At 38.8% G+C, this 12,335-nt stretch carries 13 protein-coding genes; 8 read left to right on the top strand and 5 right to left on the bottom strand.

Annotated features, from left to right (window positions below; genetic code table 11):
• The 3 genes from E1176_RS20980 to E1176_RS13820 form a co-directional block, all read left to right on the top strand.
• On the top strand, positions 1-243 hold a 243-nt coding region (locus E1176_RS20980; RefSeq protein WP_222933149.1), incomplete at its 5' end, for a hypothetical protein.
• A 3-nt stretch (positions 244-246) separates the two neighbouring features.
• Positions 247-891, top strand: a complete 645-nt coding sequence (gene nth / locus E1176_RS13815) for an endonuclease III (protein ID WP_155211221.1) — start codon at positions 247-249, stop codon at positions 889-891.
• Positions 891-2,027, top strand: a complete 1,137-nt coding sequence (locus E1176_RS13820) for a glycosyltransferase family 4 protein (protein ID WP_155211222.1) — start codon at positions 891-893, stop codon at positions 2,025-2,027. The genes nth and E1176_RS13820 overlap by 1 nt, the downstream gene beginning before the upstream one ends.
• On the opposite strand, the gene E1176_RS13825 is transcribed toward E1176_RS13820, so the two are convergent.
• The 4 genes from E1176_RS13825 to E1176_RS13840 all read right to left on the bottom strand — a co-directional run bounded on the left by E1176_RS13825 (position 2,024) and on the right by E1176_RS13840 (position 5,857).
• A complete protein-coding gene (locus E1176_RS13825) occupies positions 2,024-2,617 on the bottom strand; it encodes a YkgJ family cysteine cluster protein (RefSeq protein WP_155211223.1) in 594 nt (197 codons plus the stop codon). The two genes, E1176_RS13820 and E1176_RS13825, sit on opposite strands and share 4 nt — an antisense overlap.
• 129 nt (positions 2,618-2,746) lie before the next feature.
• Positions 2,747-4,303, bottom strand: a complete 1,557-nt coding sequence (locus tag E1176_RS13830) for an Rne/Rng family ribonuclease (RefSeq protein ID WP_155211224.1) — start codon at positions 4,301-4,303, stop codon at positions 2,747-2,749.
• Positions 4,304-4,508: 205 nt separating this feature from the next.
• On the bottom strand, positions 4,509-5,339 hold the full coding sequence (locus tag E1176_RS13835) for a tetratricopeptide repeat protein (RefSeq protein ID WP_155211225.1): 831 nt from the start codon (positions 5,337-5,339) through the stop codon (positions 4,509-4,511).
• Positions 5,340-5,410: 71 nt separating this feature from the next.
• On the bottom strand, positions 5,411-5,857 hold the full coding sequence (locus E1176_RS13840; protein WP_343030542.1) for an HU family DNA-binding protein: 447 nt from the start codon (positions 5,855-5,857) through the stop codon (positions 5,411-5,413).
• A gap of 7 nt (positions 5,858-5,864) precedes the next feature.
• Here E1176_RS13840 and mutY point away from each other — a divergent pair, with 7 nt between their 5' ends.
• Genes mutY through recG form a run of 5 tightly spaced genes read left to right on the top strand, consistent with a single transcriptional unit; the run spans position 5,865 to position 11,520 of the window.
• Positions 5,865-6,935, top strand: coding sequence for an A/G-specific adenine glycosylase (gene mutY, locus E1176_RS13845; protein ID WP_155211227.1), 1,071 nt, complete (start codon positions 5,865-5,867; stop codon positions 6,933-6,935).
• 48 nt (positions 6,936-6,983) lie between these two features.
• Positions 6,984-7,442, top strand: coding sequence for a single-stranded DNA-binding protein (locus tag E1176_RS13850; RefSeq protein WP_155211228.1), 459 nt, complete (start codon positions 6,984-6,986; stop codon positions 7,440-7,442).
• A gap of 36 nt (positions 7,443-7,478) precedes the next feature.
• Complete coding sequence (gene gldE, locus E1176_RS13855) at positions 7,479-8,819, top strand: gliding motility-associated protein GldE (RefSeq protein WP_185152810.1); 1,341 nt, start codon at positions 7,479-7,481, stop codon at positions 8,817-8,819.
• Positions 8,809-9,390 carry a gliding motility lipoprotein GldD gene (gene gldD, locus E1176_RS13860; protein ID WP_185152808.1) on the top strand — a complete coding sequence of 194 codons (582 nt, stop codon included), beginning with the start codon at positions 8,809-8,811 and terminating at the stop codon, positions 9,388-9,390. The genes gldE and gldD overlap by 11 nt, the downstream gene beginning before the upstream one ends.
• A 36-nt stretch (positions 9,391-9,426) precedes the next feature.
• Positions 9,427-11,520: an ATP-dependent DNA helicase RecG gene (recG, locus tag E1176_RS13865; protein WP_155211229.1), complete on the top strand. Its 2,094-nt coding sequence runs from the start codon at positions 9,427-9,429 to the stop codon at positions 11,518-11,520.
• A gap of 36 nt (positions 11,521-11,556) precedes the next feature.
• Here the strand turns inward: recG and E1176_RS13870 are convergent, their stop codons facing one another.
• On the bottom strand, positions 11,557-12,141 hold the full coding sequence (locus E1176_RS13870) for a collagen-like protein (RefSeq protein ID WP_155211230.1): 585 nt from the start codon (positions 12,139-12,141) through the stop codon (positions 11,557-11,559).
• Positions 12,142-12,335 lie beyond the last annotated feature (194 nt).

Raw genomic sequence — 12,335 nt, forward strand, 5'->3', positions numbered from 1 at the left:
TTGCGTATGACCAAAACTTTTACCCAAGATGATGTAGTAAGATACATTTATGAAGAAACATCAGAAGCTGAAAACAAGGAGATAGAGAAGGCATTTATTTGTGACTCTAAACTCCAGGAAATGTATAAGGAGTTAAACTCAGTAAAGAAAAGGCTAGACCATAGTTTAAAACAGCCTTCGGATAGTGTGATTCAAAGTATTATGAATTATTCGAAATCTTTAAATTTGCCTTCCAAGAAATAAGGAATGCAAAGAAAAGAACGCTTCGAAAATTTTATATCGCATTTTACTGCTCATCAACCAAACGCAGAAACTGAATTACAGTACAGTAATCCATACGAATTGCTCGTGGCCGTAATTCTGAGTGCGCAATGTACAGATGAGCGCATAAATAAGGTGACGCCCGCACTCTTTGAGAAGTACCCCACAGCAGAGCACCTTTCTCTGTGTCATTTCGATGAGCTTTTTCCTTTTATTAGGTCTGTTTCTTACCCTAATAACAAAACCAAGCATCTTATCGGCATGGCCAAAATGCTGGTAGAAGATTTTAATTCTGTTGTTCCCTCAGATACAAAGGAGTTACAAAAATTACCTGGTGTTGGACGTAAAACAGCCAATGTAATTGCTTCTGTTGTTTACGAGCAGCCAACCATGGCAGTAGATACGCATGTTTTCCGGGTTTCTAAACGCTTGGGACTTGTAAATCAAAATGCCAAAACTCCTCTGGAAGTAGAAAAGCAGTTAATAAAGCATATACCTGAAGAACATGTAAGACTTGCTCACCATTGGCTTATTTTGCACGGAAGGTATGTATGCGTAGCGCGTAAGCCAAAATGTGAAAGCTGTCAGCTCACTCATTTTTGCAGATACTTCGAGAAGAATTTTGGTTGATGAAAATTCTTTTAATCCACCAGTATTATAAAACACCCGAAGATGGTGGGGGCATAAGATCATATCATATTGCTAAATACCTTCAAGCAAAAGGGCACACACTAAATGTAATAACTGCACACAACAGCCCTGATTACGAAATCATACAAAAAGAAGGTGTAACTATTCATTGCCTTCCTATTTACTATACAAACCACCTTAGTTTCTACTCAAGGATTCACGCATTTTTTCGCTATGTGTGGCAAGCCACGAGACTAATAAAAAAGCTTGATAAACCTGACCTCAACTATGTAATCTCCACACCGCTTACTACAGGTCTAATTGCCTTGTATGCTAAAGCCAGATATAAAATTCCTTATGTTTTTGAAGTTGGGGATCTATGGCCAGACGCCCCGATTCAGTTAAAGGTATTGAGAAATTCGATTTTGAAATCTCTGGCCTATAAATTAGAAAAGCATGTGTATAATAAGGCTCGACATATTATTGGTCTGTCTCCAGATATTACGAAGGCCATCGAGAAAAAAACTGATACGCCCACTACTGTAATCACAAACTTCTCTGATACTGACTATTTCAGGCCAGGAAACCATGAAACTCAAGGCGAACTCACAATAGGCTATATTGGCACGCTCGGTCTGGCAAATCATTTAGAATACCTAATTGATGCCGCAGCACAATCGGCCACCCTGAAACTCAAATTTGTAGTAATGGGAGGTGGCGCCCAGGCTAAAAAAATTCAAGAATTAGCAGTAAGCAAAGACCTTACAAATATTTCTTTTTTACCTCAGGGAAATACACTTGAAGCTAAAAAAACACTGGAGCAGGTAGATGCTGTGTATGTATCCTTCAAAAATGCCCCCATATTAGCAGCAGGTAGTCCAAATAAATTTTTTGATGGTCTTGCGGCCGGTAAAATGATCATTATCAATTTTCAAGGCTGGATAAAGGAGCTTATTGAAAAGAACAAATGTGGTTTCTATTACGATCCTGAAAGCCCAAGTGATTTCATTAAGCAAATTACACCTTATATCGAAAATCGTGATAAGTTGGTTGAAGCTAAAACAAATGCACGGATACTTGCTGAAAATCAATTTTCCATTCAAAAACAACTTAAAAAGTTAGACCAGATTATTTAACTCGCTTTTCTAGGCTTTCGATAAGCATAATAAGCCAAAACATACTCTAGTGCAATTATAATTGCCTCATTAATAGGCATTAACCTTTGGCCAAGCTCACTATCAATATTTCTTAATTTGAAATAATAATCCCTCATTACCGGTATATGAAGGCCTTCTCTTATTCTATCTACTGCATGTTGATAGTTCGAGTTTAATTGAGCCTTTATAGTGCTGCATGTTGATAGGTTTTTGTTACCATATTTATCCAGCATAGCTGAGTACCCAAACAGTCGGCAGACAAGACCACGATACATATATTGACTACAATAACCTGCATCTTTGTCAGTTACCATATCGTGGAGTAAAATGCAGGTCTTCTTTTCAGTATTTTTAAATTTCTGCCACCATTCCTCTGCAAGATCATACTTGTATAGATGGTAAGCTAAAGGGAGAAATTCAAGAGGAGTAGAGGAAATATCAGGTTTTCTACAGCATAAACCACAGCCTGTCATACACTGTAATCCGCTAGCATTTTTGAAGGAAGCTATCTCCTTATCAAGATGTTGAAATACCTTTTCAACAGACCTGACTTTATGATATAATGACATCGTTATTTTAAAGCGCGCAAATATAATAGCAAAAAGCAATTAAACAACCTTTACATTATCCAGGACTGAGCATAAAAAAACCTGACCATTTAAATATGATCAGGTTTGATATTATGTTAAGAGTGAGGCTTAAGCTTTTACCTCTATTTCCTCAGCATGTTTATTCAAAAACTTAAACTCTGTAATGCCTAAGGAAGAGTCCTGAATAAGTTTAATCCATTTAAAATATTTCATAAACCACTTCAGCCTTCGTGACATACGTCCTTTAGTAAAGTATGCGTAAAGGAACGGGTGCAAGACAACGGTGATATCCTTATCGTTTTGCTTCGTCATCAGATAGTCAATGTTTCTTTCTATCTGATCAGAAACCAAAATCGAAGCACTAATTTTACCTGTTCCCTGACAAGTTGGACACAGCTCCTTAGTTGTGATATTCATCTCAGGCCTAACCCTCTGTCTGGTGATTTGCATCAGACCAAACTTGGATAAAGGAAGTATAGTAAACTTTGAGCGATCTGGAGCCATCTCATCTTTCATTATTTTGTAGATGAGTTTTTTATTCTCCGTTTTACGCATGTCGATAAAATCGACTACTATAATACCGCCCATATCTCTCAGCCTCAGCTGACGGGCGATTTCTTTGGCGGCTTCTTTATTTACTGAAAGCGCAGTGGCCTCCTGATCTTCCTCGCGGTTAGACTTATTACCACTGTTGACATCAATTACATGTAATGCCTCAGTATGCTCTATAATAAGGTATCCACCTCCTTTGATACTTACAGATTGTCCGAAAGCAGATTTAAGCTGTCTTTCTATACCGAAGTTTTCAAAGATTTTACTCTTGCCAGAGTATTTCTTTACAATCTTTTCTTTATCGGGAGCTATTGTCTGTATGTACGACCTTACCTCCTCGTAGATGTCTTTATCGTCTATATGAATATTATCAAAAGACTCATTAAGTACATCTCTGAGCAAAGCTGAAGCCTTACTCATTTCTCCAATAACTTTCTCCTTAGGTTTAGCTTTTTTGAGGTTAGCTACACCATTGTGCCAGGTATCAATAAGATTTCGTAAGTCAGTATCTAACTCCCTTACGTCTTTTCCCTGTGCTGCTGTTCTTATTATAACGCCATAATTCTCTGGCTTAATTGAGGAAACAAGCCTAACGAGGCGTTTTCTCTCATCGCTCGAAGCGATTTTTTTAGATACATTTACCGTGTTAGAAAAAGGTACTAACACCATATATCTACCCGCTAATGATAACTCACAGGATAATCGCGGTCCTTTTGTTGATATAGGTTCTTTTACAACCTGAACTAAAATCTGTTGGTTTTTGGAAAGTACATTACTAATCTTTCCATGCTTATCTATTTCTTGCTTTAGCTTAAACTTTTCCAGTTTACTGGAAGTGTTTTTTCTAGCAATTGCACTTTTCGTAAACGTTTGTAGTGAGTTAAACTGTGGGCCTAGATCGAGATAATGCAAAAAAGCATCTTTCTCATAGCCTATATCTACAAACGCAGCATTTAACCCCTGCACCACTTTTCTTACTGTGCCGAGGTAAATGTCTCCTACATTAAACTGATTTCCATCCTGATCATGGTGGAATTCAACTAGATTTTTGTCCTTTAATAAGGCAATGCGACATCCATTTTGAGTTGAATTTATTATCAATTCGTTACTCAAAACAAATGGGATTTGAGGTTAAAAAAACTTATTAAAACAAAGGTATGACCATTACTGGTCATACCAATTACTTCTTCTTATGTCTGTTTTTTCTAAGTCTCTTCTTTCTTTTGTGAGTTGCAATCTTGTGTCTTTTTCTTTTTTTACCGCAAGGCATAATCTTAAATGTTTTTATCCGCCAGCTGGCAGATGGTTAATAATACTTTTAATCTATTTCTTCTAAATAAGAATCTGCTGTAGCTTGCACAGCCGGATCATCATCTAGTGTTTTCACTAATTTAAATTGCTCCCGGGCTTTTTCTTTCTGGCCTGTCTCGAGGTAACTTACTCCCAAGAAAAACTGACCTTGTGTGTGCCCTGGATTAATCTCAACAAGAGCTGAAAAACGCTCTACAGCTTTTTCATACTGCCCTGACTGCATTGAAAGTACCCCTAAATTGAATATAGCATTCTCATTTTCAGGATTTGCCTCCAATATCTGCCTCAACATCATAATTCCCTGCATAGGGTTAGATGTGGTGAGATAAGTCATGGCCAACTTATTTTTTACGTCAAGATTGTCTGGCGACTTTGCGAGTACCTTATCAAAGTATTCTCGTGCTTTCGCCCCTAGCCTGGCTTGCTTGTTTTGATCCATAGCAAAACCATAAGCTTCGTAATAGACATTTCCTGCTCGCAATAAATTCTCCTCTGTCGGATTTTCTTGCGCAATTATTTCAATGAACTTGGCAGCGCTGTCATATTTATTGCTCTTAAGATACAGCTCCGCCAAAGAGTCTGCAAAGATAAGACTTTTTTCTGTATTTTTTGCAAGTCTGAGATTTTCCTTTAAGGAATTGGCTCGAGCCTGGTCGTTTTTAGTGAGTTCAGGTGTATGACCTTCCTCTACAGGACCAGATTGTTGCGTGTTTTCGACAACTTCACCTTCCTTATCTAGCTTATCAGGATCGTTATCAACCACCACTTTTGGCAAGTTAAATATAATGACCACTAAGACTAGCGCGCTTACTAATAATAATATCCTTGTTCTAAGCATGTGTCCTTAATTCAAACAGACCGCAAAGTTCAAGGATATTATTATCAAAAGGAAATAAGATGTTCTAAATCTTATTCCTGCAATTCTTTTACTCTATCGCTAGTTTTTATCTTCTCAACAAAAACTTTTGAAGGCTTAAAACTCGGCACAAAATGTTCGTCTATAACGATAGCCGTATTTTTTGAAATATTACGTGCGATTTTCTTCTTTCGTTTCTTATTAATGAAACTCCCGAACCCCCTCACATAAATGTTGTTTCCTTCTGCCATGGAGTTTTTCACAATACTAAAAAATGCTTCCACAGTTACTGATACGTCCTCTTTTGGAATCCCTGTCTTGTCTGATATCTCCGAAATAACTTCTGCTTTAGTCACGAAAAAATGGTTTTTAGTTGATAAATATGCCTTTTTTGCATTTTGACTCAAATTGATCAGCAAATTTAGACGGCCAAGCGAGATTAAAAAATTTAAATATGTAAAAAAACTAACACGCATATTTTCAAGAAAACATATAATCATTTAGACATTGCCCAATAACTCGATCACCTCTAAACTTTTAAATTGGTACAAGGCCAACTCCCGTGACTTACCGTGGAGAGAAACTACAGACCCATATAAAATATGGCTTTCAGAGATCATACTACAGCAAACCAGGGTTGCACAGGGCTTGCCCTACTATGAGAGTTTTGTAAATCACTACCCGAAAGTTGAACTGCTTGCACAAGCCTCTGAGCAAGAGGTACTAAGGCTTTGGCAAGGACTCGGATACTACTCAAGAGCAAGAAACTTACATGCTTGCGCCAAATTAATTGTAGAAAAGTACGAGGGAAAATTTCCAAAAACATACAGCGAGATTTTAAAACTACCTGGCGTGGGGCAATACACTGCAGCAGCGATAGCCTCTTTTGCCTACAGGGAAGTGGTCCCTGTTATAGATGGCAATGTATTTAGAGTTTTATCCAGATTGTTTGGCATCGATAAAGATATACTCAGTGCCAAGTCTAGAAAAGATTTCGAGGTAGTCGCTAATGATTTAATCTCACAAGAACGGCCCGACTTATTCAATCAGGCCATTATGGAGTTTGGTGCCTTGCAATGCACGCCAAAATCACCCAACTGTATAGAATGCCCATTAGCCCTGGAGTGCTATGCGAGAGCGCACAACTTACAAGGCTCACTGCCAGTAAAAATTAAAAAAGTCAAAGTCAAAAAGCGATACTTCTTTTACATGGTATTTGAGTATGAAGACACGTTTTGGATGAGCGAAAGAACAAAAGGCGACATTTGGCAAGGTCTGTTTGACTTTCACTTAACTGTAAAAGAAAAGGACACAATACCTATTTTAGAAACTGAAGCATTTCCCAAAGAACTTTCAAGTGAGATTGGCAACGAAGTATCGTGGAACCAGACCAGTTTTAAACATATATTAACTCACCAGGTGATTTATGCTAAATTTTCTTCTGTCAAAATCAGCTCAAAGGCTATAAAAGATAAGCTTATAGCTACTATAGGAGGAGCATTTTATACGATAGATGAAATCAAAAATCTACCCAAACCTGTATTGGTTTCTAAGTATTTGAATGAAGCTATTTTTTAGTTAGATTTATAAAAGATTACTACTTTTGTAAAAAATTTTAAAATAGATATGTCAGGAGTTAACAAAGTAATTTTAGTAGGTAGATTGGGTAAAGATCCTGAAGTGAGACATTTAGAAAGTGGAGCTTCTGTGGCCAATTTTCCTATCGCTACTTCTGAGGTGTATAAAGACAGAAATACCGGAGAGCGTAAAGAGCAAACCGAATGGCATAACATTGTACTTTGGAGAGGGTTGGCAGAAATCGCAGAAAAATACCTTAACAAAGGGGACATGGTTTATGTAGAGGGTAAATTGCGAACACGCTCGTGGGAAAAGGATGGTATCACAAGATACACTACTGAAGTGGTCGGTGATAATATGACAATGTTGAGCCCTAAAGGATCGACCAATGGCGGTGATGACTACCAGGGTGCTCAACCTTCACAGAATCAGGCACAATCAAAGGTGGCAGAGTCTCCGGCAGCTGATATAGCAGCCAATGATGACTCCGATGACTTGCCTTTCTAAAATTGTTGGATTAAATCCATTGTATTGGAAACTACCATAGACGAACCTCCGAGTCAATATTTACTAGGTCTTATATTTAGCGAGCAAGGACTGTTCTTTGTGATCAGTGGTCTTGTGCTATTGCTACTGCTTGTCACTTCTGCTCTTATTAGTGGGTCTGAGGTGGCATTCTTTTCTCTTACACCCAAGGATGTAGCTCAATGCAAAGAAAGCGAAGCTACAAGCGATAAAAAGATTGTCAATCTGATCAAAAATCCACGGCTACTTTTAGCTACGATTTTGATCGTCAATAATTTTGTAAATGTAGCCTTCGTTACATTGTCAACCTTCGTGATGTGGGAGATAGTAGGAGCCAAAACTACAGAGGGAATTGCAGTTGTAATTCTCACATTTGTGACCACCCTGGCTCTGGTGTTTTTTGGAGAAATAACTCCAAAAGTTTATGCATCTCCTAATAACCTACAATTTGCAAGGTTTACTTCGTCACTACTGTCGGTTTCAGAGACCATCTTTAAACCACTATCATTTGTACTGATGTCGTTGAGTAATGTGATAGAAAGAAGGTTTGAGAAAAAGGGTTATGACATCTCAGTAGAGGAGCTACATCATGCGTTGGAAATTACCACCACCAATGAAGAAACCACTGATGAAGAAAAGGACATCCTCAAAGGTATTGTCAACTTTGGTACACTCACGGTAAAACAGGTGATGAAGTCGAGAATGGACATCACGGCAGTAGACGTAGAAATGGACTTCCATGAGTTGATGGATAAAATTAATAAGTCCGGTTTTTCCAGAATCCCTGTTTTCTCAGAAACTATCGATCGATTAGAAGGTATCCTTTACATCAAAGACTTGCTGCCTTACCTTGATAGTGACGAGTCCTTTAAATGGCAATCTTTATTAAGACAAGGATTTTTTATCCCTGAGACTAAGAAAATAGACGCATTGCTGAAGGACTTTCAGGAGAAGCGTGTACACATGGCCATTGTGGTTGATGAATATGGAGGAACCTCAGGGCTGATTACGCTTGAGGATATCATCGAGGAAATTGTGGGTGAAATCAATGATGAATTTGATGATGAAGACGTAATTTATGATCGCATAGACGAGCATACTTTCCTTTTTGAAGGAAAGACAACACTTAATGATTTCTGCAAGGTGCTGGATGAAAACCCAAACAGCTTTGAAAAAGTAAAAGGAGAGAGCGAATCCTTGGGTGGTTTACTTTTAGAAATAAACACCAAATTGCCATCGGCCGGTGAGCGCATTTATTATGATAAATTTGTTTTCACTGTAGTAGCTGTTGACAACAAGAGAATAAAAAAGGTACGCGTTTTTGTAAAAAACACAGAAGAAGAGGATTATGTGGATTAGAGCTCTGATAGGCATATTAGTAATTTTGAGTTTTGCTTGCGAAAGCAATTATGTGCCTAAACCTAAAGGATATAATCGCTTTGTTTTACCGAAACATAGCTACCAATCTCTGCCTGATTCTCTTCCTTACATATTTGAATACTCAAAGCACGCCAAGCTACTGAGAGACTCTTCGTGGATATCTGATAAGTACTGGGTAGAAGTATATTATCCAGAATTTAAGGCCAATGTGCACATTACTTACAAGCAAATACTCAATAGAGATAGCTTAAAAGAATATTTAAATGACGCTTATTTTCTTACCGCGAAGCATCAGATAAAAGCATCTGGAATAGACGAGACCATAGCAGAGACTCCTTCTCAGAAAACAGTGGTGTATGCCGAACTGAGTGGCGAAGTGCCTAGTCAATTTCAATTTTTCACCACCGACTCGACTGATAATTTCTTAAGAGGAGCACTCTATTTCAATACCAAAGTGCAAAACGACTCCTTGAAGCCAGCCATCGATTATGTAAAGGTCGATATAGTGCATATGATGAATACGCTGCGCTGGAATGAATCAGTGAATTAGCTCAGGCAATTAGAAAAAATCTTTTAGTTTGCGCTCATGCTCGGATTCTTCGAAACAAAAATAGAATTCCTCAAAGGTGTTGGGCCACAAAAAGCAGCGCTACTGCAAAAGGAGCTAGACATTCACACTTACGGTGATTTACTCCAGCATTACCCCTTCCGATACGAAGACCGCACAAAGTTTTATCCAATCAATGAGCTACATGGCAATATGCCAAATGTTCAAATTAAGGGTAGAATAAGAAAGACTGAGATGGTAGGCGCTGCCCGAAAGCGCAGATTGGTCGCTCACCTTCATGACGAAACAGGGGAGTTAGAATTAGTGTGGTTTAAGGGTGCCCAGTGGATTCTAAAAAAACTTCAGCCGGGGGTAGAGTACATTGTTTTTGGCAAACCGCAGCTTTTTGGTGGCAAAATAAATATGGCTCACCCTGAAATTGAGATCCTCTCTCAATTCAACCCAAAATCTAGCTATCTACAACCGGTTTACCACACCACCGAGACACTCAGAAAGAGATACCTCGATAGTAAAGGGATTAGTAAGCTTCAAAAAACACTTCTACACTTAGCTAATTCCAAAATCCACGAAACACTTACCCCAAAACTGATTGAAGATTATCGTCTTATTAATAAAGCCGAAGCACTCAAACATATTCATTTTCCCACCAATCATGAATGGCTGCAAAAAGCGCAGTTTAGACTCAAATTTGAAGAGCTATTTTACATCCAGCTAAGGCTTTTGAAATTGAAGCTTACAAGAGTTGATAAATTTAGAGGTAAAGTACTCGACAACCCTGACTTGCTCAGCCGGTTTTATAACGATCACCTGCCGTTTGATTTAACGAATGCTCAGAAGAGGGTAATAAAAGAGATTTATCGGGATATGAAATCCGGCAAACAGATGAACCGACTACTACAGGGTGATGTAGGTAGTGGTAAAACAATTGTGGCCTTTATCTGCATGTTAGCGGCTATTGGCTCAGGAGCACAAGCAACACTCATGGCCCCAACAGAGATCCTTGCTGTGCAGCATTATCACGGCTTAAAAGAGTTTGCCGATAAAATGGGTGTAACTATCGCCTTGCTTACAGGAAGCACTAAAAAAAGTGAGCGGAAAGTTATTCATCAATACCTGCGATCCGGTGATCTCAAAATTATTGTGGGTACACATGCATTGCTCGAAGACGTAGTGCAGTTTAGCAATCTTGGTTTAGCCATAGTTGACGAACAGCATCGATTTGGCGTAGCACAGCGGTCTAAACTGTGGCAAAAAGATAAAAATATATATCCACATGTGTTGGTAATGACAGCCACTCCTATACCCAGAACCCTGGCCATGACCATGTATGGCGATCTTGATATATCAACTATAGATGAATTGCCGGCTGGCAGAAAGCCTATTAAAACTGTGCACCGCTATGACTCTAACAGGCTCAAGGTAAATGGCTTTATAAAAGAGCAAATAGCCGAAGGGCGCCAAATTTATATAGTTTATCCACTTATTGAGGAGTCTGAGAAACTTGACCTCAAACATCTTGAAGATGGCTATGAAAGTATTTGCCGCGCTTTCCCAAATGTGCCGGTAAGCATTGTACACGGGCGCATGAAGGCTGAGGACAAGGACTTTGAGATGCAGCGCTTTGTAAAAGGAGAAACTAAGATTATGGTAGCTACAACTGTAATTGAAGTAGGGGTAAATGTACCTAATGCCTCAGTGATGATTATTGAAAATGCCGAGCGGTTTGGTTTGGCCCAGTTACATCAGTTAAGAGGCAGAGTGGGTCGTGGTGCCGAGCAGTCTTACTGCATACTTATCAGCAATTATAAGTTAAGCAAAGAAGGTAAAACGAGACTCGAGACTATGGTAAGGACCAATAACGGGTTTGAAATAGCTGATGTTGATTTAAAACTGAGAGGACCTGGTGACATCACCGGCACACAGCAGAGTGGTATTTTAGATCTACTAATAGCTGACCTGGGAAAAGATGGTAAGATTTTACAAATGGCCCGACAGGCTGCTTCTGCCTTATTAGAGAAAGATGGAAACTTGGATAATCCAGAAAATGGTAATATCAAAAGGCAGATAGAATCATTAAGAAAGACTGTGGTAAACTGGAGCCGAATAAGTTAACAAAAAAGGCTGCCTCGATAAGAGACAGCCATTAGTCTAATTTTTTCTTACAGGCTGGTTTTCATGATTTCCTAATTCAGGTAGGCCTAACATTTCCTTCACTTCATAGTAGTCACTGAAATCAACTCTACCTCGGGTAGTATTCCAAAACTCACCTGGCACAACCACTACTCTCATTACCCAGTCATCGGTATCATCAGCAGTGAGAATATCAAGGTCAAACTCAGCATCTAAGAAAAGTTCAACATCATATTTCGTAAAATCAAAATTATATTGCAAGAGACCATCTGGTGTCAAGATTGTTTGAGGTAGTTGTCTCCAAATATCAAGCACCTCACCACCAACTTCTTGCTGACCCCAAAGCAGGTAAACAACAGCCACATCAGAATCAAATACCTCAAAATCAGATGGGTATTCGAATAGGTATGAATAATCCGGTGCTGTAAAATTAATGCCGGCTTGTTCAAAAACATAGCCCGATTCTCCCGGGGCTCCTTGCGGGCCTTCAATGCCTTGTGGTCCACGTGGGCCCTGTGGTCCGACCGGCCCTTCATCACCGATAAAACATGAACTGAAAGTAAGTAGCGCAAACATGCTGAATATTGTAAAGAGCGTTTTCATAATTTTAATCATTTGGTGATATCGATTACGAACCAAACATTGGGCCAAAGTCAAATAACCACTGATTTAGCTAATCATTGAACCATGATAATAATGCCTGAAAAACCCTTATATTTGAGCATCTCAAGCAATTAATAATAAAATTCAACGATAAAAATATGCCTCAAAAAATTGTAGCCGGAAACTGGAAAATG

Origin of the sequence: Fulvivirga aurantia, from assembly GCF_009711475.1 — a bacterium.
Taxonomy (GTDB): Bacteria; Bacteroidota; Bacteroidia; order Cytophagales; family Cyclobacteriaceae; genus Fulvivirga; species Fulvivirga aurantia.